The 24,572-nt window shown below is 58.8% G+C and carries 24 protein-coding genes; 14 read left to right on the plus strand and 10 right to left on the minus strand.

What is annotated here, in order from left to right:
- Window positions 1–10: 10 nt before the first annotated feature.
- Together mobA and BFQ00_RS18990 are read left to right on the plus strand one after the other, a co-directional pair.
- Window positions 11–613: a molybdenum cofactor guanylyltransferase MobA gene (gene mobA / locus BFQ00_RS18985; RefSeq protein WP_065934421.1), complete on the plus strand. Its 603-nt coding sequence runs from the start codon at window positions 11–13 to the stop codon at window positions 611–613.
- A 79-nt stretch (window positions 614–692) separates the two neighbouring features.
- On the plus strand, window positions 693–914 hold the full coding sequence (locus tag BFQ00_RS18990; protein ID WP_005786486.1) for a YgdI/YgdR family lipoprotein: 222 nt from the start codon (window positions 693–695) through the stop codon (window positions 912–914).
- 55 nt (window positions 915–969) lie between these two features.
- Here BFQ00_RS18990 and BFQ00_RS18995 read toward each other — a convergent pair whose 3' ends face one another.
- The 3 genes from BFQ00_RS18995 to BFQ00_RS19005 all read right to left on the minus strand — a co-directional run bounded on the left by BFQ00_RS18995 (window position 970) and on the right by BFQ00_RS19005 (window position 2,581).
- Entirely contained in the window at window positions 970–1,860 is an 891-nt protein-coding gene (locus tag BFQ00_RS18995; protein ID WP_065934388.1) for a pseudouridine synthase, read from the minus strand.
- Window positions 1,861–1,934: 74 nt separating this feature from the next.
- A complete protein-coding gene (locus tag BFQ00_RS19000) occupies window positions 1,935–2,270 on the minus strand; it encodes a transcriptional regulator (RefSeq protein WP_065898050.1) in 336 nt (111 codons plus the stop codon).
- 74 nt (window positions 2,271–2,344) lie between these two features.
- Window positions 2,345–2,581 (minus strand): glutaredoxin family protein, encoded by a 237-nt coding sequence (locus BFQ00_RS19005; RefSeq protein WP_065885165.1) that lies wholly within the window; start codon window positions 2,579–2,581, stop codon window positions 2,345–2,347.
- Between the two features lie 314 nt (window positions 2,582–2,895).
- Here BFQ00_RS19005 and BFQ00_RS19015 point away from each other — a divergent pair, with 314 nt between their 5' ends.
- The 7 genes from BFQ00_RS19015 to BFQ00_RS19045 all read left to right on the plus strand — a co-directional run bounded on the left by BFQ00_RS19015 (window position 2,896) and on the right by BFQ00_RS19045 (window position 10,527).
- Window positions 2,896–3,210, plus strand: a complete 315-nt coding sequence (locus BFQ00_RS19015; RefSeq protein ID WP_065885163.1) for a DUF883 family protein — start codon at window positions 2,896–2,898, stop codon at window positions 3,208–3,210.
- Window positions 3,211–3,214: 4 nt separating this feature from the next.
- Entirely contained in the window at window positions 3,215–3,604 is a 390-nt protein-coding gene (locus tag BFQ00_RS19020) for a phage holin family protein (protein WP_057722765.1), read from the plus strand.
- Complete coding sequence (locus tag BFQ00_RS19025; RefSeq protein WP_065885162.1) at window positions 3,601–3,939, plus strand: hypothetical protein; 339 nt, start codon at window positions 3,601–3,603, stop codon at window positions 3,937–3,939. Before BFQ00_RS19020 ends, BFQ00_RS19025 begins: the two co-directional genes overlap by 4 nt.
- 168 nt (window positions 3,940–4,107) lie before the next feature.
- Window positions 4,108–5,439 (plus strand): deoxyguanosinetriphosphate triphosphohydrolase, encoded by a 1,332-nt coding sequence (locus BFQ00_RS19030; RefSeq protein WP_065934390.1) that lies wholly within the window; start codon window positions 4,108–4,110, stop codon window positions 5,437–5,439.
- A gap of 166 nt (window positions 5,440–5,605) precedes the next feature.
- Window positions 5,606–5,992 (plus strand): response regulator, encoded by a 387-nt coding sequence (locus BFQ00_RS19035; protein WP_065894808.1) that lies wholly within the window; start codon window positions 5,606–5,608, stop codon window positions 5,990–5,992.
- A gap of 264 nt (window positions 5,993–6,256) precedes the next feature.
- Window positions 6,257–6,883, plus strand: a complete 627-nt coding sequence (locus tag BFQ00_RS19040) for a response regulator transcription factor (protein ID WP_065885160.1) — start codon at window positions 6,257–6,259, stop codon at window positions 6,881–6,883.
- Between the two features lie 8 nt (window positions 6,884–6,891).
- On the plus strand, window positions 6,892–10,527 hold the full coding sequence (locus tag BFQ00_RS19045) for a transporter substrate-binding domain-containing protein (RefSeq protein WP_065934391.1): 3,636 nt from the start codon (window positions 6,892–6,894) through the stop codon (window positions 10,525–10,527).
- A gap of 150 nt (window positions 10,528–10,677) precedes the next feature.
- Here BFQ00_RS19045 and BFQ00_RS19050 read toward each other — a convergent pair whose 3' ends face one another.
- Together BFQ00_RS19050 and BFQ00_RS19055 are read right to left on the minus strand one after the other, a co-directional pair.
- Window positions 10,678–11,160: a GAF domain-containing protein gene (locus BFQ00_RS19050; protein WP_065894712.1), complete on the minus strand. Its 483-nt coding sequence runs from the start codon at window positions 11,158–11,160 to the stop codon at window positions 10,678–10,680.
- Window positions 11,157–12,047: an ATP-binding protein gene (locus BFQ00_RS19055; RefSeq protein WP_065934392.1), complete on the minus strand. Its 891-nt coding sequence runs from the start codon at window positions 12,045–12,047 to the stop codon at window positions 11,157–11,159. The genes BFQ00_RS19050 and BFQ00_RS19055 overlap by 4 nt, the downstream gene beginning before the upstream one ends.
- Window positions 12,048–12,207: 160 nt before the next feature.
- Here BFQ00_RS19055 and BFQ00_RS19060 point away from each other — a divergent pair, with 160 nt between their 5' ends.
- Window positions 12,208–14,517 carry a hybrid sensor histidine kinase/response regulator gene (locus BFQ00_RS19060; RefSeq protein WP_065885156.1) on the plus strand — a complete coding sequence of 770 codons (2,310 nt, stop codon included), beginning with the start codon at window positions 12,208–12,210 and terminating at the stop codon, window positions 14,515–14,517.
- 16 nt (window positions 14,518–14,533) lie between these two features.
- Here BFQ00_RS19060 and BFQ00_RS19065 read toward each other — a convergent pair whose 3' ends face one another.
- Together BFQ00_RS19065 and msrB are read right to left on the minus strand one after the other, a co-directional pair.
- Window positions 14,534–15,019 carry a glutathione peroxidase gene (locus BFQ00_RS19065; protein ID WP_065885155.1) on the minus strand — a complete coding sequence of 162 codons (486 nt, stop codon included), beginning with the start codon at window positions 15,017–15,019 and terminating at the stop codon, window positions 14,534–14,536.
- Window positions 15,020–15,286: 267 nt separating this feature from the next.
- Window positions 15,287–15,679: a peptide-methionine (R)-S-oxide reductase MsrB gene (gene msrB / locus BFQ00_RS19070; protein WP_065934393.1), complete on the minus strand. Its 393-nt coding sequence runs from the start codon at window positions 15,677–15,679 to the stop codon at window positions 15,287–15,289.
- Between the two features lie 201 nt (window positions 15,680–15,880).
- Here msrB and BFQ00_RS19075 point away from each other — a divergent pair, with 201 nt between their 5' ends.
- Window positions 15,881–17,092 (plus strand): pyridoxal phosphate-dependent aminotransferase, encoded by a 1,212-nt coding sequence (locus BFQ00_RS19075; RefSeq protein ID WP_065885153.1) that lies wholly within the window; start codon window positions 15,881–15,883, stop codon window positions 17,090–17,092.
- Between the two features lie 304 nt (window positions 17,093–17,396).
- Window positions 17,397–18,284 (plus strand): protease HtpX, encoded by an 888-nt coding sequence (gene htpX, locus BFQ00_RS19080; RefSeq protein WP_065885152.1) that lies wholly within the window; start codon window positions 17,397–17,399, stop codon window positions 18,282–18,284.
- A 56-nt stretch (window positions 18,285–18,340) separates the two neighbouring features.
- Here the strand turns inward: htpX and BFQ00_RS19085 are convergent, their stop codons facing one another.
- Window positions 18,341–18,997: a thiopurine S-methyltransferase gene (locus BFQ00_RS19085; RefSeq protein WP_065934394.1), complete on the minus strand. Its 657-nt coding sequence runs from the start codon at window positions 18,995–18,997 to the stop codon at window positions 18,341–18,343.
- A 103-nt stretch (window positions 18,998–19,100) separates the two neighbouring features.
- Between BFQ00_RS19085 and BFQ00_RS19090 the strand changes: the two genes are divergently transcribed.
- The gene (locus BFQ00_RS19090; RefSeq protein WP_065934395.1) at window positions 19,101–19,868 is read left to right on the plus strand and encodes a DODA-type extradiol aromatic ring-opening family dioxygenase; all 768 of its coding nucleotides are present in this window, start codon (window positions 19,101–19,103) and stop codon (window positions 19,866–19,868) included.
- A gap of 184 nt (window positions 19,869–20,052) precedes the next feature.
- Here the strand turns inward: BFQ00_RS19090 and BFQ00_RS19095 are convergent, their stop codons facing one another.
- Both BFQ00_RS19095 and BFQ00_RS19100 read right to left on the minus strand, forming a co-directional pair.
- A complete protein-coding gene (locus BFQ00_RS19095) occupies window positions 20,053–21,258 on the minus strand; it encodes a hypothetical protein (RefSeq protein WP_065934396.1) in 1,206 nt (401 codons plus the stop codon).
- 221 nt (window positions 21,259–21,479) lie between these two features.
- Complete coding sequence (locus tag BFQ00_RS19100; RefSeq protein ID WP_065885148.1) at window positions 21,480–23,153, minus strand: DEAD/DEAH box helicase; 1,674 nt, start codon at window positions 23,151–23,153, stop codon at window positions 21,480–21,482.
- A 422-nt stretch (window positions 23,154–23,575) separates the two neighbouring features.
- Here BFQ00_RS19100 and BFQ00_RS19105 point away from each other — a divergent pair, with 422 nt between their 5' ends.
- Window positions 23,576–24,367 (plus strand): crotonase/enoyl-CoA hydratase family protein, encoded by a 792-nt coding sequence (locus tag BFQ00_RS19105; protein WP_065885147.1) that lies wholly within the window; start codon window positions 23,576–23,578, stop codon window positions 24,365–24,367.
- Window positions 24,368–24,572: the final 205 nt, after the last annotated feature.

Here is a 24,572-nt window from a genome sequence, read left to right on the forward strand (position 1 = left end):
CGGAACCTTCATGCCTCTTGAATCCTTACCCCTGCCCTGCTCGATTCTGTTGCTGGCCGGCGGTCGTGGCCAGCGCATGGGCGGCCAGGACAAAGGCCTGCTGGAGTGGCACGGCCAGCCCTTGATTGCGCACCTGCAACGCCTGGCACGGCCGCTCACGGACGACCTGATCATCTCGTGCAACCGCAACCATGGGCGGTATGCAGCCTATGCCGATCAACTGGTGAGCGACGACAGCGCGGACTTTCCCGGACCACTTGCCGGTATCCGTGCGGGACTCTTCGCCGCACGCCATGGGCACTTGCTGATCCTGCCCTGCGATGTGCCGCACCTCGATGCGCGACTGCTGGCCGACCTGCGTGCGACAGCACGACTCAACCGGCAGGTTCCGGTGATGGTCCGCCATGGCGAGTTCTGGGAACCCTTGCTGTGCATCATCCCTGTCGCCTTGAAGGATCAGGTGGAGCAGGCCTGGCAAGGGGGCGAACGCAGCCCGCGTAAAATCCTGCTGCAGCTGGGCGCCGTGGGCCTGGAATGCCCGGCCGATGAACCGCGCCTGGCCAACCTCAATACACCGGACCTGTTGCACACAAGGCCTGGCGTGTCAGAATGAGCCTTGCATCAGGAACTTTGCCGGCGTTGCACACGTCACAAGGTCAGCATTTTAAAAGTATTCTCTCGGAGACAAACTCATGACTCAACGGACCATCGCCGCTCTCATGCTTGCACTGGGCCTCGCCACCCTCGCCGGTTGCGCCTCGCCGACAGTGATCACCCTGAATGACGGTCGCGAAATCCAGGCCGTCGACACCCCGAAATTTGACGAAGATTCGGGCTTCTATGAATTCCAACAGCTTGACGGCAAGCGCACCCGCATCAACAAGGATCAGGTTCGCACCGTTAAAGACCTGTAAGCCTTACCGCTTGCCCACAAGGCCCGCCTCGCGCGGGCCTTGTCGTTTGCGGCGCTTACCAGTCCAGGGTGAGTTCACTGCGAAAGCTGCGTTCCTGGCCGCTGACCGGGTCGATGAAACGCACGCCCTGGGCCAGCAACTTGAGCGGGTTGGCGTAATCGTCCCTGGCGTCCTTGATCACCTCGGGATAGAACGGGTCATTGCAGATACTCGCCCCGAGCGCGGTCATGTGCACACGCAACTGGTGCTTCTTGCCGGTGACCGGGAACAGACCGTAGCGCCATAGATCGCCCTGTTTTTCGCGCACCTGCACCGCCGTTTCGGTATTGCTGGCACCGGGGCCTTCCTGCATGCGGAAGAAAGGCTCACCGTCCACCAACCGGCTCTTGTGCACCAGCGGGAACGTTAGGTCAGGCAAGGCCGGGGCAATGGCTTCGTAGAATTTATCGATGCGCCGCGTGGGAAACAGTTGCTGATAAGCCGCGCGGGTGGCGGGATTGGCCGAGAACAGCACCAGCCCTGCGGTATGCCGGTCAATGCGATGCAGGGGCACCAGGGCGGGGTTGTCCAGGCGCCGGATCAAACGACGCAACAGCGTCTGCTCGACATACTCGCCCGCAGGGGTCACCGGCAGGAAATGCGGCTTGTCGGCCACCACCAGATGCTCATCGGCGTACAGGATGGTTTCCTGTACGGGAATCACTTTCTCGTTGGGCACTTCACGAAAGTAATGGATGCACAGGCCTTCCCTGTAAGCCAGGCCCAGGCTGATGGGCTGCCCATTGCCATCGAGCACCCGGCCACGGGCAATGCGGTCCAGCCATTGTTCACGGGCAATCGCCGGGAAATGCTCGCACAGGCAATCGAGCACCGTTGCCCACGGACCAGGCGGCAGGTACAAGGTGCTGGCTTGGTGCTGTGACGGGGAAAAACCGGAAGTGGACATGCAGATGCTCAAGGCCTGGAAATAAACAGGCGGGCATTATCCCGCATGGCGCGGGATTGAGCCTAGGAGAGATCTCAGGCCTTGGCCAGTTGCACGCGCAAAACCGGTGAAGCGCTCGCCGCCTCGGTAAACTCCTTAAGCCAGCGCAGTACGTCCACGGCCTCCCAACGGCCCGGGTCGTACAGTGCGTAGAGCAGGCCCTGATAGCCCACCACGTCCAGCTGCTTGTGATAACCGGCACGCTGGAACAGCGCTTCGATTTCCGCGAAACAGGTGTTGAAATGCACCTTGTTGAAGGGCGTCTTGCCTTCCGTGACCAGGCCATCGAGGCGCAGCTCGTTCACCGCATCGCGCACGATGTCGGCGGACATGCGATTGACGCTGCTTTTCAGTTGTTCAACATTCACCACGGGCGTTCCCTCTATTCAATCGCTGTACAAACATACAGTAACGTAATATTCGGAAACTCGCCATCGCATAAACGTCAGCGCAGGAAAGCGACAACCTGTTCAGTGTCGAACGGCCAGTCCAGCTCAGCCCCCGTGTCCACCCGCCTGAGCACCGGAATCCGCAGGCCGTAGACCTCGGTCAGGTCGTCGGGATCGGTGATATCCACCAGCTCCACGAGCAACCCGTGCTCGACGAGCGGCATGATTTCGGCTTCGGCAATTTCACACAGATGGCAACCCAGGGTGCCGAACAGCTGGCATTCAGCAAGCATGGCAAATGCACTCGGATGGAAAACACCTCACCATTCTAAGCCCAACGCGGCCCGCAAAGGCGCTTGAGCACGCTATATACCCGCAGGCCGCCGACCAGCGCGACAGCGACGCCAAGGGCGGTACCTATTTGCGCGAGTTTGAGTTAATTAGGGTAAGGTTTTTCAAGGCTTGCGCCGCGACCGCCCGGATTGAGCGCAGCCCTAGGGCGTGCGCACCAGGGCAAAGCAAAAGCGGTACCACACAATCGCAGTGAACCTTCGGCAAACCCCGCGACTCGAAACCACACGTACAGAACAGCCACACGGAGATAACCATGGCCGGTAAATCAGCAAAGACTGCTCAAGAAATACTGATGGCGGATTTTCAGACCCTCGTCGCCGATACCGAAAGGTTACTCGACGACACCGCCGTCCTGGCCGGTGACCAGGCCGATGAGCTGCGTACCAGGATCCATGAAAGCCTGCTCAAGGCTCGCGAAACCCTGCAGTTGACCGAAGACTCCCTGCGTGAGCGCGGCCAGGCGGCTATCACTGCAACGGAAGACTACGTGCAGGCCAACCCGTGGCAGTCCGTCGGCATCGCTGCCGGCGTAGGCTTTTTGATCGGTCTGCTGGCTACCAGGCGCTAATATCATGGCTATCGACGAATCCAGCTCGTCAAAGGGCGCAGGTACCACTTCCCGCCGACTGGGCGCTGCCGTCCTCGGCTTATTGCACAGCCATGTCGAACTCTTTGGCATCGAGCTGCAGGAGCAGAAGGCACGTACCGTCAGCCTGCTGCTGTTCGCCGGCCTTGCGTTGGTGTTTGCCCTGCTGCTGTTGGTAGGGTTATCGACACTGGTGATGATCCTGGTGTGGGACACCGGCTACCGCCTCACCGGCATCATCTGTCTGTGTGTGTTCTACACCCTGGCCGCAGCGTTCTGCGGGGTACGCTTGAAAGCGGCGGTGTTCGATGAGTCCACGCCTTTCCATGCCACCCTCGAAGAACTGGCCAATGACCGGGAGCGCCTGTTGCCATGAGCCTGCCTGAACCGCAAAACACGTCCCGTCGGGAAATGCGCAAGGCGTTGATTCGCCTGCGCATGGAAATGCACCGTCAGGAAATCCGGCATGAATCCCAGCAACTCATGGCGCCCCTGCACAGAGTGCGCGACATGCGTCACAACTGGCAGGACAGCCTGGGCATCAAGCACGCGCCGCTGTGGGGCGTGGCGGCGGTGACCCTGATGGGGTTCTTTACCGGCAAAGGCGCCAAGGGCGGCAGTATCAGCAGCGTAACGCGCCTGGTACGGCTGGGGGCCGGGTTGATTCCGCTGATCAAGCTGGCCATGCAAGGCGCCTCGCGCAAACGATAAGCCCCGCTCGTTCAACACCACGTCCTGACCGCCGGGCCATTTGCGCAACGGCGGCCAGGACTTGTTGTTCATCGCTATCGAAACAATCGACTTCAACATTTGCGCTTGCCCCGCCTGCGTGGAAACGGGAAGCTGCAACTGTCATTTACCGTACGGAGCGTACCCGCCTTGGATTGGCCCACCCTGTTGACCCGCGAACGTCTTGGCAAGCCGCTGCACAGCCCTGAAGAACTGGGCCGCAGCCCTTTCCACAAAGACCATGATCGCATTATTTTCTCTGGCGCTTTCCGTCGCCTGGGCCGCAAGACCCAAGTGCATCCGGTGACGAGCAACGACCATATCCACACGCGCCTGACCCACTCGCTGGAAGTCAGTTGTGTGGGGCGCTCCCTTGGCATGCGCGTCGGCGAAACGCTGCGCGGTGCCCTCCCCGACTGGTGCGATCCGAGCGATCTGGGCATGGTGGTGCAATCGGCCTGCCTGGCCCATGACATCGGCAACCCGCCCTTCGGGCACTCCGGCGAAGACGCGATTCGCCACTGGTTCCAGCAGGCCGCCGGGCGCGGCTGGCTGGATGACATGAGCAGCGCCGAGCGCAATGATTTTCTCAACTTCGAAGGCAACGCCCAGGGTTTCCGCGTACTGACCCAGCTTGAGTATCATCAATTCGACGGCGGCACGCGGCTGACCTATGCCACCCTGGGCACCTACCTCAAGTACCCCTGGACTGCCCGCCACGCGGACTCGTTGGGCTACAAGAAACACAAGTTCGGCTGCTACCAGAGTGAGCTGCCGATTCTGGAACAGATCGCGCAAAAACTCGGCCTGCCTCAACTGGAGGAACAACGCTGGGCGCGCCACCCGCTGGTGTACTTGATGGAGGCCGCCGACGACATCTGCTATGCGTTGATCGACCTGGAAGATGGCCTGGAAATGGAGTTGCTGGAGTACGCCGAAGTCGAGTCACTGCTGCTCGACCTGGTGGGTGATGACCTGCCGCAGACGTATCGACAATTGGGCGCGTCGGACTCCCGCCGTCGCAAGCTGGCGATCCTGCGCGGCAAGGCCATTGAGCACCTGACCAACGCGGCGGCGCGTGCCTTCGTCGAACAGCAGGACGCGCTGCTCGCCGGCACCCTGCCTGGCGATCTGGTTGAACACATGCACGGTCCGGCAAAGCGTTGCGTACTGGATGCCAAGGACATGGCGCGCAAGAAAATCTTCCAGGACAAGCGCAAGACCCTGCATGAAATCGGCGCCTACACCACCCTGGAGATTCTGCTGAACGCATTTTGCGGTGCGGCCCTGGAGCAACACGGTGGGCGTACGCCGTCGTTCAAGAACCGGCGCATCCTCGACTTGCTGGGCAACAGCGCGCCAGACCCCGCCTGGTCGTTGCACGCCTCGTTCCTGCGCATGATCGACTTCATCGCCGGCATGACCGACAGCTATGCCACCGAGATGGCGCGGGAAATGACCGGGCGCTCCAGTCCACAATAACGTCCTGACCACGCCGCCCTGCGCCCTAAAGGAATTGCCCTACGATGGGAACAGAGCGGCCTGATCGAATTCGTACATATTCCCGAGGAATAATCACGCACGCCGCCGTGAACCAGACGAGCAACCCCCACGCTCCCATCGATGCTTGACTTACTGTGTGCTCTTTATGCCCAGACACCCCCTTCGTATTCTTCTGGTGGAGGATCATCCCTTTCAACTCCTGGCCACCCAGTGCTTGCTGAGAAGCTTCGGTTTCGACCAACTCACCCCCGTGGAAAATGCGGAGCAGGCCATACGCACAATGACTCAGTGCAAGTTCTCTTACGACTTGATGTTATGCGACCAATGCCTGCCCGACCTGCCCGGTCTGGAACTGGTGGAGATCGCCAGCCGCGGTCAATTTATTACCAGTGCGATTTTATTGAGCAGCCTACCAGCGACGGAATTGCTCAAACTGACCACACAAGCTGCGCAGCGCAACCTTCCACTGCTGGGCTGTTTGTCAAAACCGTTAAACAGAGATGAACTTGCAAGTTTAATGGTCTTGACTTAACCCCTGTCAAAGTAAGAACTTTAACCTTATCAACTGCGAAAAATAACGTAATCATCGCCGCAAAACGCTTTTGACCGCTGGCCATGCCAGACACCCTGAAAGCCCAAACATCAAGTTTCACAATTACCGATCGACTTGTAGGATTCTACCTTTTTTGACGTAGGAAACTTCCTGTTTTGTACTTGTTCGCCCCTCGCTTCATGCTGCTGTCGCTTCTTCTGAGCTAATGTGACCGCTTTATTTGCACCTGCATGGAATTTGATTATGAACACCGTTTTTATTATCGACGACCACCCCGTTATACGGCTTGCCATCAGAATGTTACTGGAACACGAAGGCTACAAAGTCGTTGGAGAAACGGATAACGGATGCGATGCCATACAAATGGTCCGTGAATGCCTGCCCGACCTGGTAGTTCTGGATATCAGCATCCCGAAACTTGACGGCCTCGAAGTACTTTGCCGATTCAACGCCATGAACACTTCGATGAAAACCCTGGTGCTCACGGCCCAGTGCCCAACCCTGTTCGCCACGCGCTGCATGCGTTCCGGCGCTGACGGTTATGTCTGCAAGGAAGGCGACCTGACCGAACTGCTGAGCGCCATTCGTGCCGTACTATCCGGTTACAACTACTTCCCCAGCCAGGCATTGAATGCAAATGGAACGGAAGGCGCGGACACTCAGGAGCTGGAACTATTCAAAGCCGTTAACGACCGCGAACTCATGGTCCTGCAACTTTTTGCACAAGGTCGCACTAACAAGGAAATAGCCAAAGGCATGTTCCTGAGCAATAAAACAGTCAGCACCTATAAAAAGCGTTTAATGCAAAAACTAAAAGCCCAATCTTTAGTTGAGCTTATCGAGATGGCAAAACGAAACGCGCTAGTGTGAGAAAACGGATGCCCAGCCGTATCAAGGACTATTTGATCATATTGAGTGCCAGCTTGTACTTCAGCACTGCCGTGCTCGCGGACTCCTCCATCCCCCCACAGCATTTCACCCTATTGAGTCGCGCGGGAACCGTTCAACTGGACACTCGACTGGACAGGGCCCAGCGCCAGTGGCTGCAGTACAAGCGCGAGCTGGTACTGGGTACCGCCGCGCCTGACTACCCGCCGTTCGACCTCACCTCCAGTGGCCGCGACTACGAGGGGCTCACGGCAGATTATGCGGGTCTGCTGGCCAAGGCGCTCGCCATACCGGTCAAGGTCCTGCGTTACCCTTCCCGTTTGTCCGCCATTGAAGCCCTTGAAGCCGGCGACATTGACTTGCTGGGCTCCTCCAATGGCTTTGAGGCCGCCAACCCCCATCTCACACTGTCGGCCCCTTATGCCGTGGACCAGCCGGTACTGGTCACTCGCGAAGGAGAAACCCGCAGTCTCGGCAATGGCCTGGAAGGGTTGCGCTTGAGCCTGGTTTACCATTACCTGCCCCTCGAAGAGGTGGAGAAGCTGTACCCCAAGGCGGATATCCGCCCCTATCCCTCTTATCAGAATGCGCTGAATGCCGTGGCATTCGACCAGGCGGATGTGTTTCTCGGCGACACCATTTCCACCCATTTCATGATTAACAAGGGCTACCTCAAGAACATTCGCATGGCCAATTTCGGCAAACATGAGGCTTACGGTTTCAGCTTTGCCCTGCGCCACGACAACCTGATTCTCTTGAGCATTGTCGACACGGTGCTGGCGGCTGTGCCCATCAACGAACGCGACAGCATCGCCAAGCGCTGGAGCGCCGGCAGCGACATCCTGCTGACCGACAAGAAACTGCAACTGACCCCGCGCGAAGAACGCTGGTTGAAGGCCAATCCGGTTGTGAAGGTTGTCGTCAATGAAACCTTTGCCCCCCTCACCTTCTTCGACGCGGAGGGCAACTTTCGCGGTATCACCGCCGACCTCCTGGAACTCATTCGCTTGCGTACCGGCTTGCGTTTCGCGGTTCAGCGCGGGCGTGAGGTCGACGATATGATCGAGCAGGTCGCCGCACAGAATGTCGACATCATCGGGGCCATCGTGCCGAGCAACCAACGGGAGGCGCAGTTGAGTTTCAGCCGCCCCTACCTGGAAAACTCCTATGTGCTGCTGACCCGCAAAGAGCCTGGAGCGCCCCTGAACCTGGAGCAGATGACGGGCAAGCGCCTGGCGGTGACCCAAGGTACCCCACTGGCCGATACCTTGCGCAAGGACTATCCCCGGATTCAACTGGTGGAAACCGGCGACACCTTCAGGTCATCCGAGTTGCTCGCACAAGGGCAAGTGGACGGCGCTGTGAACACGCTGCTGATCGCCAACTACTTCCTGTCTTCGAAGGTTTTCCGGGACAAGTTGCAGATCACTACCACCATCGGCACCAGCCCGGCGACGTTCGCCCTGGCCACATCCCGCCATGCCACCGAATTGAGCTCGATCCTCGACAAAGCGCTGCTCAGTATCGCCCCGGATGAAATGGGCGTGATCAACAGTCGCTGGCGCGGCTACACCGTCGAGTCCGACAGCTATTGGCGCAATTACAACCAGCTGATTGCCAGGATCGTCATCGGAACCGGGTTGTTGCTCCTGGTTTCGCTGACCTGGAACGCCTACATGCGCCGCCAGATCAGGCAACGAAAAATGGCCGAGCGCGCCCTCAACGACCAGTTCGAGTTCATGCGCGCGCTGGTCAACGAAACGCCACACCCCATCTATGTACGCGATCGTAACGGCTTGCTGCAAACCTGCAATGACAGCTACCTGCAGACATTCGACGTCAAGCGAGAGGAGGTGATCGGCAAAAGCGTGACCCAGATGAACATGGCCCTGGCGCCCGAAGCGGCGCAGTACCATGCCGATTACCTGCGGGTGGTGGCCGAGGGCACGCCATTGATCCTGGACCGCACCCTGCATATCCATGAAAGGAAGCTGACGATCTACCACTGGATCCTGCCCTACCGCGACTCCATCGGCGAAGTCCAGGGCATCATTGGCGGCTGGATCGACATCAGTGAACGGCGCCAGTTGTTTGATGAGCTGCGTGCCGCCAAGGAACGCGCCGATGAGGCCAACCGCGCCAAAAGCACCTTCCTTGCCACCATGAGCCACGAGATACGCACGCCGATGAACGCGGTAATCGGCATGCTGGAACTGACGCTCAAGCGCGCCGACCAGGGCCATCTCGACCGGCCGGCGATAGAAGTCGCGTACAACTCGGCCAGGGATCTGCTGGAGCTGATCGGCGATATTCTCGATATCGCGCGTATTGAGTCAGGGCGCCTGAGCCTGGCCCCGGAGCGCGTCAACCTGCGGGAGGTGATTGAGTCGGTGGTGCGTGTCTTCGATGGGCTTGCCCGCCAGAAAACCCTCAGCCTGCTATTGGAATTCAAGCCCGATCCGAGCGACATCGAAGTCTTGATCGACCCGCTGCGCTTCAAGCAAGTGCTGTCCAACCTCGTGAGCAACGCCATCAAGTTCACCGAACATGGGCAGGTGAAGATCAAGGTTGAGGTGCAACCGAGCCAGACACCGGAACAGGTCGAACTGAAGCTGGTGGTGGAGGACACCGGCATAGGCATCAACCGGGAAGACCAGCAGCGCCTGTTCGAGCCATTCGCCCAGGCCGACAACTCCGGGCACCTGGCCAGAAGTGGCGCCGGCCTGGGCCTGGTGATCTGCCGCAGCCTCTGCGCAATGATGGGCGGCCAGTTAAGCTTGAGCAGCGTGCCCATGGTCGGCACCCAGGTGCACGTCAACCTGAAAATGCCGCGCCTGCACCCGGTCACGACCGTGGGCGAGCATGCACCTGCCAAGCCGGCCTCTACCCCGGTACTCAATGTGCTGGTGGTAGACGACCACCCGGCGAACCGCCTGCTGATGTGCCAGCAACTGGGCTACCTGGGCCATCAGTTCACCGCCGCCGAGCACGGTGCCGCCGGGTTCCAGGCCTGGCGCCAGGAACAGTTCGACCTGGTGATCGCCGACTGCAACATGCCCATCATGAATGGCTACGAGTTAAGCCGTTCCATTCGTGAGTACGAGCAACGCGAACAGTTGGCACCCTGCGTGGTACTGGGGTTCACCGCCAATGCCCAACCGGAAGAAAGACAACGCTGCCTGGAAGCGGGCATGGACGACTGCCTGTTCAAGCCCATCAGTCTCACGATACTGGAGCGGCAACTGGCGCAGATCACACCGCAGCCCACGAGCCAGCGCCTGGACCTGAGTTGCCTGGACGCGCTGACGGGAGGCGATCCGCAATTGAGTCGACGGTTGCTCGAAGAACTGCTGACCAGCAGCGTTCATGATCGTCAGGCACTCACCGCGCTACTGGAGCGCAAGGCGTCGCCCATGGACATCATCGAACAAGCCCACAAGATCAAGGGGGCCGCACGCATCGTCCAAGCCAATGCCCTGGCCGGGCAATGCGAAGCCCTGGAACAAGCCTGTTCCCGCGACGATGATCGGCGAGTGGTCGAGGCGGGGATCAAATCCCTGGAAAAGCTCATGCTCGAGCTGGAACGGGCGCTGCAAGTTCAACTGCATGAACTGGACAGCCAATAAGTCAGTGTAGGAGCGAGCTTGCTCGCGAAAAACTCACAGGCACCGCGTTCATTCAGGAAGCACGCGTTATCGTTGACATTTTTCGCGAGCAAGCTCGCTCCTACAAGGGCGGTATACGCTTAACTGACTGGCGTTCCCCGCCTCGCTCGCTCAGCAATCGGTCAAGCGCAGGAAAATAGCCGCCAGCTGTTCGATACCCAACTGGTCCTCGGGGGTAAAACGAGCCAGCGACGGGCTGTCGAGGTCAAGGACGCCAATCAATTGGCCGTTCTTGACCAGCGGCACCACCAATTCGCTGTTTGAGGCGCTGTCACAGGCAATGTGCCCGGCAAACGCATGCACGTCTTCCACTCGCTGGGTCTGCCGGGTCGCGGCGGCGGCGCCGCACACACCACGACCGAAAGGGATCCGCACACAGGCAATCTGGCCCTGGAATGGGCCAAGCACCAGCTCATCATTGCGATTGAGGTAGAAACCCGCCCAGTTCAGGTCGTCCAGTTGATTGAACAGGAACGCGGAGAATTGCGCACTGTTGGCGATGAAATCCCGCTCATCGGCCAGCAGCGATTCCAGTTGCGCGCACAGCAGCGCATAGCCATCCAGACCGGTGCCGGTCTGTTGCAAATCGATCATGGTTGACGCTCCAGCAATTTGAGACCCACCCAGTAACGGGCGAACTGATAGGCACAACGGCCATTACGGTTACCGCGGCCGGTAGCCCAGCGCACGGCGAGAATGTCGAGTTGTTCATCGCGCTGCCACTGCAGGCCGGCCTTGTCTGCAAGCTCACCGATCCAGTGTTCCACCACATCCAGGAAGTGTTCCTGGGTGAATGGGTAGAACGACAGCCACAGGCCAAAACGGTCGGACAAGGCGATCTTGTCTTCCACCGCCTCACTCGGGTGCAGTTCACCATCCACGCGCTTCCAATTGTCGTTGTCACTCTGGTTCTCCGGCACCAAGTGACGGCGGTTGGAGGTGGCGTACAGCAATACGTTTTCCGGCGCCTGCTCCAGGGAGCCATCCAGTACACTCTTGAGCACGCGATAGTCGCCTTCGCCTGCTTCGAACGAGAGGTCGTCGCAGAACAGAATGAAACGCTGCGGCAGCTTGAGCAGTTGCTCGACCACGCGCGGCAGGTCGGCCAGGTGGTCGCGCTCGATTTCGATCAAGCGCAGGCCGGCCTTGGCATGCTGGGCGAGCAAGGCGCGGACCATGGAGGACTTGCCGGTACCACGCGAACCCCATAGCAGCGCATGGTTGGCGGGTAAGCCGTCAAGAAACTGCTGGGTGTTGCGCGCCAGCGTTTCGCGTTGCTTGTCGACGCCGATCAGGTCCGACAAACGCATGTCCAGGCTCACTTGCAGCGGCAACAGGAAGCCTGTGCGGCCTTCGCGCTGCCAGCGCGCAGCCAGGCAGTGATTCCAGTCAATGGCTTGGCGCGCAGCGGGTAACAGGGGTTCCAGGCGCGCGAGCACTGCGTCAGCCCGCTCAAGAAAGGCATTCAATCGAGAATCCATGTCTATTCCTCTGGCAAGTTCTTGTAAAAGATGGCGTATTGGCAACCAGCGGCAGACCGCACAAGGCTGCGAAATTCGATTCATGCCGGGCAAGTCAGCATTGGTGGATGTTCAGCTATGCTTGCCGGGCGAAGGGAAACGTGAAGTGGTTCAACACTCGATGGATATCAAGTTCGCCCACCGCTTGTCTTATAAACAAGCCAGATTGACTGTGCTGGTCGGTTTCGTCTTGGGAACCTTGCTCAGTCTTATCCAAATCGGCATTGATTATGCCAGCGAAGACGCATCCATCAACCGTGAAATACGCTCGCTGATCGAAATCAGCCACAATCCCGCCTCGCGCATCGCCTATAACATCGATGCCGAACTCGCCCAGGAACTGACCCTGGGCCTGCTGCACTCCCCTGCCATTGTTCACGCCCAGTTGATCGACAACAACGGCGTGGTGCTGGCCGACGTCGACCGGCCGCGCAAGGAAAGCCATTACCGGCCCGTCAGCGATTTTCTGTTTGGCGCCAACCGTCCATTCGAGGACCGTCTGTACCTCAGCCACATGCCCGACGAATCCCTCGGCGTGTTGCGCCTTGATGTAGACACCTATGCGTTTGGCAGCCGCTTCCTGCGCCGCGCCGAGGTCACGTTGCTCAACGGTTTTATTCGCAGCCTGCTGTTGACCGGGATCCTGCTGGGCTTGTTCTACGTCATGCTCACCCAACCGCTGGTGCGCATTATTCGAGCGTTGAGCACGCGCCGACAGGCGCGCCTGGACTGCCCGCCGGGGCATGAGCATGACGAAATCGGTGTGCTGGTCAACGTTGCCAACCAGCAGTTCGAAAACATGGAAACCGAGATTCAGCAGCGTCGCCATGCCGAGGATCGTCTCACCGAATACCTGGGTCAGCTCGAAGACATCGTTTCTGCGCGCACCCTCGAGCTCAAGACCAGCAACCAACGCTTGAGCCAGTTCAATGATGAACTGGAGGCTGCCAGATTGACCGCCCTGGAAATGGCCCAGGCGCGCGCGGCGTTCCTGGCCAACATGAGCCATGAAATCCGCACCCCGCTCAATGGCCTGCTGGGCATGATTGCCCTGTCGCTGGACAGCTCGCTCAATGCCGAGCAGCGCCAGCAACTGTCCATCGCCCATGACTCCGGCAAGGTCCTGGTGGAGTTGCTCAACGATATCCTCGACTTGTCCAAGTTCGACGCCGGTCAACTGGAGCTTGAGCGTATCGCGTTCGACCTGGGCTCACTGGTGGAAGACACCGCCAACCTGTTGTCGCAAAACGCCGCACCCAGCGTGGAACTGACCTGCCTGATCGACCCGCTGTTTCCTGCCCAGGTGATTGGCGACCCGACGCGGGTACGGCAAATCGTCAGTAACCTGCTGTCCAATGCCTTGAAGTTCACCCGCTTCGGCCGCGTCGATGTGCGCCTGAGCCAACACGGCGATGGCGTACGCATTGAGGTGTGCGATACCGGCATCGGCATTGCCCAGGACGCGCAGGTGAAGATTTTCCAGCCGTTTACCCAGGCCGGCGCCGGTATCACGCGCCAATTTGGCGGCACGGGCCTGGGGCTCGCATTGACCCATAACCTGTGCGAGGCCATGCAGGGCCGCTTGAGTATCAGTTCGGAGGTGGGCTTCGGCAGCCAGTTCTGCGTCGACCTGCCGCTGCCCACCCACTTGCCGGCGGTGGCTCAAGTCCCACTGGCCGGAGACGTGATCGTCATTACCAACCCAAGCAGTGGCCTGGGAGAGTTGCTCACCCTGCTGCTGCCCCACTGGGGGTTGGCGCCGCGTTGTTATTCCATGGAAGACGACCTGAGCGGACAGCATCCCGACCTGTTGATCACCGATTGCCCGGAGTGCCTGTTCCGCCTGAGACTGGGCATTACCGCGCCGATCCTGGTAGTGACGGCCTATGGCAATTTCATGCCCGGCGAAGAAGTCGCGGCGCTGGCACCGCTGCAGCAACAGGCCCGCCCGCTGAGCCGTAACGCGCTCTATCAGATCCTGCAGCGTAATTTGCACAGCGACACGCAACCGATGGCGGACCCGGTGCGAATCGACGCCACGTCACTCAGCCATCGCGCGCGCATCCTGCTGGTGGAGGACAACCCGGTCAATCAACTGGTGGCCAAGGGCATGCTCGGCAAGCTTGGCTGCGAGGTCATTGTGGCCGCCCATGGTGGCGAAGCCCTCAAGTGTCTTGAGGACCAGCGTTTCGATCTGGTGTTGATGGACTGCAACATGCCCGTCATGAACGGCTACGAAGCGAGCCGGCAGATTCGCCGGAGCGGCCGCTGGCCAGACCTGCCGATCGTCGCCTTGACCGCCAACGCCCTCGCCGAAGAGCGCGAACGTTGCCGTGCGGCGGGGATGAATGACTACTTGGCCAAGCCATTTCGCCGTGAAGAACTCAAGGCCCTGCTGGACCTGTGGGTGCCTGAGACGACAAGCCTATGACTTGGGCCGGCATCGGTCATTTGAGCAGCGCTTCAATCTCCTGGCTCAGATCCTGAGGCTTGGTGGTCGGCGCAAAACGCTTGACCTGCCTGCCATCACGCCCGATGAGGAACTTGGTGAAATTCCATTTGATATTCTTTGAGCCCAGCAGCCCCGGCGCCTGCTTTTTCAGCTGCACGAACAGCGGGTGGGCGTCGCTGCCGTTGACGTCGATCTTTTTGAACAAAGGAAAACTGACGCCGAAGTTCAGCTCGCAGAACTCGGCAATCGCGCCTTCGTTGCCTGGCTCCTGCTTGCCGAACTGATTGCACGGAAAACCCAGCACCACCAGGCCCTGGTCCTTGTATTGCTGCCAGAGTTGTTCCAGGCCCTTGTACTGCGGGGTGAAACCACATTTGCTGGCGGTATTGACCACCAGGATGGCCTTGCCGGCAAAATCGGCCAAGGTCTTTTGCTCACCCTTGATGGTGGTGCAAGGGATGCTCAGCAGGTTGTCGCTCATGGCAGTGACTCTGGCAAAGGGGAAGCAGAAAGATAGTACGCAATTGAATTGTGTACAAACTAATAAGCGGGAATGATGACGTGCCATCAACCAGCCCCCAAGGCATTTTGTAGGAGCGAGCTTGCTCGCGAAAAACTCACAGTCACCGCGCTCATTCAGAAAGCACGCATTATCGTCGACATTTTTCGCGAGCAAGCTCGCTCCTACAAAGGGCGATGTACGCTTAACGGACTGGCATTCCCACATTGTGGCCGAACACGTGTTCTCTCAGCGCGGCACCAGCTCCAGGCACACCGAGTTGATGCAGTAACGCAGCCCGGTCGGCGGCGGGCCGTCCGGGAACACGTGCCCCAGGTGTGCATCGCATTTGGCGCAGGTGACTTCGGTGCGGATCATGCCGTGGCTGACATCGCGGATCTCGACCATGGCACTGTCGGCAATCGGCTCGTAGAAGCTGGGCCAGCCGCAGCCCGAGTCAAACTTGGCGGTGGAATCGAACAGCGGCTCATTGCAGCAAATGCAGTGATACACACCGTCGGTCCTGGTTTCGTTGTACTTGCCGCTGAAAGGTCGCTCGGTGCCTTTGAGACGGCACACGTTGTACTGCTCCGGATCGAGCATGGCTTTCCATTCTTCAACGGTTTTCTGCAGCTTTTCCATGGGTACACCTCGGCAACTGAAAAACCCTGATCTGTGTCTTTTCCGTGGATCAGGCGGCACGTATGATTGCGCCTCTTTAAAACACCAGTCTGGCACCCGCGCCACCGGCATTCAAACGTATTTAAGGTGCGGGCCGCGCAGGATTCACAGTACGGTAGTGCCCACGCCGTCTGGAACGTTCATTTTCAGGATCACATCGCCATGCAGGTCAGCAAATCGAACAAGCTCGCCAACGTCTGCTACGACATTCGCGGCCCGGTGCTCAAGCACGCCAAACGCCTGGAAGAGGAAGGCCACCGCATCCTCAAGCTGAACATCGGCAACCCGGCGCCCTTTGGTTTCGAAGCGCCCGACGAAATCCTCCAGGACGTGATCCGCAACCTGCCCACGGCCCAGGGCTACAGCGACTCCAAAGGCCTGTTCAGCGCGCGCAAGGCGGTGATGCAGTACTACCAGCAGAAGCAGGTGGAAGGTGTCGGGATTGAGGACATCTACCTGGGCAATGGCGTGTCCGAGCTGATCGTGATGTCGCTGCAGGCCCTGCTCAACAATGGCGACGAAGTGCTGGTGCCGGCGCCGGACTACCCATTGTGGACCGCCGCCGTGACCCTGGCCGGTGGCCACCCGGTGCATTACCTCTGCGACGAAGGTGCCGACTGGTTCCCTGACCTGGCCGATATCAAGGCCAAGATCACCCCGAACACAAAGGCCCTGGTGATCATCAACCCGAACAATCCCACCGGCGCCGTGTATTCCAGGGAAGTGCTGCTGGGCATGCTTGAACTGGCACGCCAACACAACCTGGTGGTGTTCTCCGACGAGATCTACGACAAGATCCTCTACGATGACGCGGTCCACGTATGCACCGCCTCCCTGGCACCCGACCTGCTGTGCCTGACCTTCAACGGGTTGTCCAAGTCCTACCGCGTCGCGGGCTTCCGCTCCGGCTGGATCGCCATCTCCGGGCCCAAGCACAACGCCCAGAGCTATATCGAAGGCATCGACATGCTGGCCAACATGCGCCTGTGCGCCAACGTGCCGAGCCAGCACGCGATCCAGACAGCCCTCGGCGGCTACCAGAGCATCAACGACCTGGTCCTGCCCCAGGGTCGGCTGCTGGAGCAGCGCAACCGTACCTGGGAGCTGCTCAACGCCATCCCGGGCGTCAGCTGCGTGAAGCCCATGGGGGCGTTGTACGCGTTCCCGCGGATTGACCCGAAAGTCTGCCCGATCCTCAACGACGAAAAATTCGTGCTCGACCTGCTGCTGTCGGAAAAGCTGCTGGTAGTGCAAGGCACCGCGTTCAACTGGCCGTGGCCGGACCACTTCCGCGTGGTGACCCTACCGCGCGTGGATGAGCTGGATATGGCCATTGGTCGCATCGGCAACTTCCTCAAGTCCTATCGCCAGTAAGGGAAATGTGGCTGTACGACCTTCATTTGGTCGTACAGCGATTATCTGGCAACACTTCTTTGGCAAGGGCAGGCTCGGCGCCGACGGTGGCACCGCGCCAGCCGCCCTGCCCCAGTGTTAACGGGCTGTTCGACACGCCTGGCGGCTAATCGACAGGGGATTGGATGTGGGAAAATCCCTTCAAGGCGCTACATTTTTGCTGTAGGACACAGTTTGAAATAGTCGCCCGGTTGAATCACCCCAGGCCGCACCTTATATACCCCGCAGTAAGCGACATATTAAGCATGAGGAGAATTCTACAACCATGATGCGCATCCTGCTGTTCTTGGCCACTAACCTGGCAGTCGTACTGATTGCCAGCGTCACCCTGAGCCTTTTTGGCTTCAATGGGTTCATGGCGGCCAACGGGGTTGATCTGAACCTCAATCAGCTGCTGATTTTCTGTGCGGTCTTTGGTTTTGCCGGTTCGCTGTTCTCGCTGTTCATCTCCAAGTGGATGGCGAAAATGAGCACCAGCACCCAGATCATCACTCAACCACGCACTCGCCATGAACAATGGCTGATGCAAACCGTGGAGCAGTTGTCTCAAGAAGCAGGCATCAAAATGCCCGAGGTGGGGATTTTCCCTGCTTACGAGGCCAACGCCTTTGCCACCGGCTGGAACAAGAACGACGCACTGGTCGCCGTCAGCCAGGGCCTGCTGGAGCGTTTCTCGCCGGACGAAGTCAAAGCGGTGCTGGCACACGAGATCGGCCACGTGGCCAATGGCGACATGGTCACCCTCGCACTGGTACAGGGCGTGGTGAACACCTTCGTGATGTTCTTCGCACGGATCATCGGCAACTTCGTCGACAAGGTGATCTTCAAGAACGAAGAAGGCCGCGGTATCGCCTACTTCGTGGCAACCATCTTCGCCGAGCTGGTGCTGGGTTTCCTGGCCAGCGCCATCGTGATGTGGTTCTCGCGTAAACGTGAGTTCCGCGCAGACGAAGCCGGCGCACGCCTGGCGGGCACCAGCGCGATGATCGGCGCACTGCAGCGCCTGCGCTCCGAACAAGGCCTGCCGGTGCATATGCCGGACAGCCTGACCGCCTTTGGTATCAACGGCGGCATCAAGCAAGGCCTGGCACGCATGTTCATGAGCCACCCACCGCTGGAAGAGCGGATTGACGCATTGCGTCGTCGCGGCTGACAGCATCGGGCAAGACAAAAGGGGCGATTGAATCGCCCCTTTTTTGCGGGCGTGATTCAGACCCTGGTCAACCGGTAAACCCGCTCGTCAAGGCGGGTGACGCCGTCCTGAACAAACTTCCAGCTTTCGCCCAGAATGTCCTGCTCTTCGAGCCTGTCCAATGCCCAGTGCTCGCCCAGCAATACGCGCACTTCAGCATCGCTGACGGCAAAAGGCGGCCCGGCCTTTTGCACCTGGTCGTAATCGAGCGTAACCAGCAGGCCCTGGCAACCACGGCCCAGCAAGGCAGTGAGGCGCTCGGCGTATTGGGCACGCATCAACGGCGGCAACGCGATCAACGCTGCACGGTCATACAGGGCGCTGCAACCAGCGACTGCCTGTGCATCGAGCGCGAAGAAATCACCACACCACACTTCGATCTGACTCGTCTGGTAGACCTTGAAGTCGCCCCTTCGGCTGATCTGCGGCGCCAGCCCCTGCTCGTTGAAAAACGCCTCCACCGCCTGCTCGGACAGTTCCACCCCCACCACGTGGCAACCCTGACTGGCCAGCCATACCAGATCCAGGCTTTTGCCACACAACGGCACCAGCACCTTGGCCCCGTCCACCAGCCCCAACTGCGGCCAATGCCGCTGCAGATAGGGGTTGACCTCTGGCAAATGAAAGCCAATCTGGTTGCGGGCCCAACGCTCCTGCCAAAACTCAGGCTGCATAAATCACCTCGAAAATTCGATCAAAAAGCACTAAAACTTATATTAGATTTTGATTGATGATCTGACTGAAGATGGGCCTATGTTAACTCTCAGGACCCCTATTATGCTCCCCAGCCTGTTTATCTCGCACGGTTCCCCCATGCTCGCCCTGCAACCCGGCGCGAGCGGCCCGGCGTTGCAACGCCTGGCGGCCGAGTTGCCGCGCCCGAAGGCGATTTTGGTGGTATCGGCGCATTGGGAAAGCCAGGAGTTGCTGGTCAGTGGCGCCAGCGCACCCGAGACCTGGCATGACTTCGGGGGTTTCCCTCGCGAGCTGTTTGCCGTGCAGTATCCCGCGCCGGGCGACCCACGGCTGGCCGCTGAAATCGTCGAATTGCTGCATGCCGATGGCCTGGGTGCGCACATCGATGAGCACCGCCCCTTCGACCATGGCACCTGGGTGCCCCTGTCGCTGATGTACCCGGCGGCGGATATCCCGGTGGTGCAAGTGTCGTTGCCCAGCCGCCTGGGCCCGGCCCTGCAGAGCAGGGTTGGACGTGCTCTCGGCGGGTTGCGTGAACAAGGTGTGTTGTTGATTGGCTCCGGCAGCATCACTCATAACCTGAGCGAACTGGACTGGCATGCAGGACCTGAGAGCATTGAGCCCTGGGCGCAGGAATTCCGTGATTGGATCGTGGAAAAGCTGGAGATCAACGATGAAACCACCTTGCACGACTATCGTCGCGAGGCTCCCCATGCGGTGCGTAGCCATCCCAGCGATGAACATCTTCTGCCATTGTTCTTTGCACAAGGCGCCGGAAAGTTATTCAGCGTCACGCATCAGGGTTTTACGATGGGAGCGTTAGGCATGGATATTTATCGATTTGATTAACTCATCGCAAGTCAATTGCTCGCGAATAACTATCTGGACTGGTTTGTCCGCATACTAAAGCAGTGGTGAATCATATGACCAGCGCGCCCAACTCACTGTTGAGCCAATCACGCTCACTGTCCTTGACACCCACTCGACAAGCTGTCTGTCAATACACTGGTCAAAGTCTTGGCCGTACTCTGGGTCAGCCAGTGGCTTCGAGCGTCATACGGCGCAGATTTGTAAGGTCAGGCGAAGAAGAGAAAGACATGATATGAGGATTCTTCCTCGCTCCGCCATTGGGGATCCCCTCTATTGAACCAATTGTGTCGGACGTCGGCACATAGTATTTCCCGTCGTTGCGCTGAAGAATCAGATCTTCGATATTACGTCCACTCGAGAGGGTCTTGATCACTTCATCAAGCTCAAATGAACGCGCGTTGTTAAGTGGGTGATCCGCCTTATTTGCCCAAACATGAAGATGTAACGTAGCTGTTTTTTCTGCAACCGGAAAATGGAAAAACATTTTCACCTTGTCTTTCTGAGCATTGACATCATAGACCTCAGAAAGATGATGCAGAGAATCGTCCCTCAGTTTCTGCAGCATTGGCAGATCGCTTTTATTCAAATCCAGAATGGAGGAGAGGTATTTAACATGGGTACCCTCCTCGATTTGATCCAGCGTTCTTGAATTATTCTTATAGTCGCCCTTGAGTTGATGAGCGCTGGTCGCTGCCTCGCCCGTCATTTTATCTACCAGAGGCATTTGCTGGTTCGGATGAATCGCCCAGGCGCCCAAGGTAACGCCACCTTTTTTATCCTTGAGCGTCTTTTCATTTTCGGAGTATTCCTTCATATCAATATAGGGCAGATTGGGAAATATCAAAAAGCCATTTAACGCCTTGTCCAGAGGACTAAAATATTCGAATCTTTTTGGAGAGAGCTGATAACCAGCACTGTCTTTGCAGGGTGTCAAATTCAGAAAATCATGCAGGAACTTTGTGACACCTTCGACCTTGTGGTAAGTATCTTTCAGCTTCCCAAGGCTTTCTCTATCAAAACTCAAGACATTGCAATCGGGCGCTTGATACTTCTTCGTTCCGACACCCGAATAAAACCTGAACTCTCCATATCGATCGCCTTGAGCAGTATCATTGATGAACAAGCCGGTATTTAAATTATAACCATCAGGGGTCTTGTGAGCGAACACCGTGCGCTCTCCCTGAGAACACTGCGCCGAGCGGTCATTAAGATTTATATCGACATTGAGCTGATCCAATGCTCTCTGCATCGGGTGTGATCGTTTATTCGGGGAACTCTCATAAAGGCTCCCCCCCTTATTCATGGGGCGCGCCTCCAACCTGCTCATGGACTCATAACTTTGTGCCAGCTGATTATTTTGTATTCTCATTTCCACACGCTCTTTTTGTTAACCAGAGCGAAAGTACTTTTCCAGTCTATCCGACGTGTATAAGCTTTTTCCGAAGAGCGCCCAAAAACCTTCCTGACTTATTCAGACATTACACCTGTAACTTGTTAATCATCCGACGTACTGTTACTAAATTTCAAACAAAAAAAATCCCCGAACCAGTCGGGGATTTTTTATGTGCGATCAATCAGCCTGACGGCGGATCAATCTTCGCGGTAGCGACGCAGCTTCAACTGCTTACCGGCAACGCGAGTGTCTTTCAACTTGGCCAGCAGTTTTTCCAGGCCGTCTTCCGGCAGCTCCACCAGGGAGAAGCTGTCACGCACCTGGATGCGACCGATGGCTTCACGTGCCAGGCCACCCTCGTTGAGGATAGCGCCCAGCAGGTTCTTGGCCGCAATACCGTCACGCGCGCCCAGCGCGGTACGGCAACGGGCACGGCCTTCAGCCAATGGAACCGGAGCGCGACGCTCACGATCACCACGGTCCGGACGGTCGCCGGTACGCTCTGGACGATCACCGCGTGGCGCGTTGTTCGGTACCAGTGGGCGTTCTTTCTCAATGGCCGCCAGGGTCAGGGCCTGACCGTTGGTGGCTTTGCGCAGCAACGCTGCAGCCAGGGCACGGGGGGTGCAACCGATATCGGCGGTCAGGCGGTCCAGCAGGTCGCCGTGGGTCGATTCAGCGTCAGCCACCAGTGGCGCCAGGCTGTTGGTCAGTTTCTTGATGCGCGCATCGAGAACGGCCTGGGCATCCGGCAGGCGGACTTCGGCAACTTTCTGCCCGGTTACACGCTCGATCACTTGCAGCATGCGGCGCTCACGTGGCGTGACCAGCAGCAGCGCACGACCTTCGCGACCGGCACGGCCGGTACGGCCGATACGGTGAACGTAGGATTCCGGATCGTAAGGCATGTCAACGTTGAACACGTGGGTGATACGTGGAACGTCGAGGCCACGGGCAGCAACGTCGGTCGCCACAACGATGTCCAGGCGGCCATCCTTGAGGGAGTCGATCACGCGCTCACGCTGGTTCTGGGCAATGTCACCGTTCAGCGCAGCGGCCTTGTAGCCTTTGGCTTCCAGGGCACTGGCCAGGTCCAGGGTCGCTTGCTTGGTGCGCACGAACATGATCAGGGCGTCGAAGTCTTCGACTTCCAGCAGGCTCAATACAGCCGAGGTCTTCTGGTCAGCGTGAACCAACAGGTGAGCCTGTTCGATCGCGGTGACGGTCTGGGTCTTGGTCTGGATCTTCACGTGTTGCGGATCGCGCAGGTGGCGTTCGGCAATGGCACGGATCGACTGCGGCAGGGTGGCCGAGAACAGCACGGTCTGACGGGTCGGTGGCAGTGCCTTGAAGATGACTTCCAGGTCATCCATGAAGCCCAGCTTCAACATTTCGTCGGCTTCGTCCAGAACCAGGTGGTTCACGGTCGACAGCACTTTCTCGTCACGACGCAGGTGGTCGCACAGACGGCCCGGGGTGGCGACAACGATCTGTGCGCCGTTACGGATGGCTTTCAGTTGTGGGCCCATAGGCGCGCCGCCGTAAACGGCCACAACGGTTACACCTGGCATTTGCTTGGCGTAGGTTTCGAAAGCGGTTGCTACTTGCAGCGCCAACTCACGGGTTGGCGCCAGGATCAGGGCTTGCGGCTCGCGCTTGGCAGGATCGATGCAATGCAGAATAGGCAGGGCGAACGCGGCGGTTTTACCGGTACCGGTTTGCGCCTGGCCAATCATGTCCTGGCCGGCCATGATGATCGGGATCGATTGCTGCTGAATAGCCGAAGGTTCTTCGTAGCCAGTCGCGATGACAGCGGCGAGAATGTTCGGGTTAAGATTAAAAGCGGCGAAGCCGCCGGTTTCCTGGGTCATGGGTCTGCCTCTAAGTGCATCCGCAAAGACCCATGCTCCAAAGCTGCGCATGCCGTGTTGAGACTCAAGAGTCGCCCTGGCTGCTTTGTCGGCGGGGATTTGCGAAAACGAATGAATGAAAAAGATTCGTCAAGGAAGAGTCCGCTGTGCGGACGTGCAGCCGAAGCTGACTTCGGGGAATTGCGCTACCTAAACGCGGCCCGGTTAAAGGCCGGCGCGCACTATACCGGAAATAGCTGAAAAAGGGAGCTTTTTTTATCGAAAAGCACTGAGAAACCGTGCTGCGACACAGCCTTTGCAGATAACTGCGCCAGGGTCTATTTTTCACAAGCCCGGCCCTGTTGGTCATCACGCTTAAACGGTTCACCTGTCCAGACCGGCCCTTTGGTCTGAAACCTTACCCGCGCCCGAGGGCACACCCGATGAATCAAGCCAGCACCAGCCGCGTCAGCCGTGAACTTCAGGGCCATGTCCTGCTGTTGGGACTGGACCGGGTGGCCAAGCGCAATGCTTTCGACCTGGATCTGCTCAACGAACTGAGCATGGCCTATGGCGAATTTGATCGAAACGATGACGCGCGGGTTGCCGTGGTGTTTGCCCATGGCGACCACTTCACCGCCGGGCTCGACCTGGCCAACGTCAGCGGCGTAATGGCCGGAGGCTGGCAACCGCCCCTGGGTGGCTGCGATCCCTGGGGCGTGTTCGCCGGCCCCAGGGTCAATAAGCCGGTGATCGTTGCCGTCCACGGCTACTGCCTGACCATCGGCATCGAACTGATGCTGGCGGCGGATATCAACCTTTGCGCCAGCAACACTCGCTTCGCGCAGATGGAAGTGCAGCGTGGGATCTTTCCGTTCGGCGGCGCGACATTACGCTTTCATCAGATCGCCGGCTGGGGCAATGCGATGCGCTGGTTGCTGACCGGCGATGAATTTGACGCCCATGAAGCCCTGCGTCTGGGCCTGGTGCAGGAAGTGATGGCCAGCGAAGACCTGCTGCCGCGCGCCATCGAGTTGGCCAATCGCATCGCACGCCAGGCGCCGCTTGGGGTGCAGGCAACGCTGATGTCGGCGCGACTGGCACACAGGGAAGGTGAGACCGTAGCGGCGGCCGCATTGCCGCCGATGGTGGATAAATTGCTCAACAGCGAGGATGCCAAGGAAGGCGTGCGGGCGATGATCGAGAAGCGCCCGGGCGTGTTCAAGGGTATCTGACTTGCCCATACCGGCCTAATGGGCCATAGGCATCTACACAACTCCGCAGCGCCCAACCCTAACCACGATGCGCAGCGAGTCGCCGGTAACCACGATGCGAAGCGAGTCGCCCTTGATCTTGATCTGCTTTTGATCTCAGGCGCCCCGTTAAACCACGCTGGCCGAACGCAGGCTTGAATCCGTGGGCAACCCGGCAGGACGCCGG

The organism is Pseudomonas sp. 28 E 9 (assembly GCF_900004785.1).
GTDB lineage: Bacteria > Pseudomonadota > Gammaproteobacteria > Pseudomonadales > Pseudomonadaceae > Aquipseudomonas > Aquipseudomonas orientalis_A.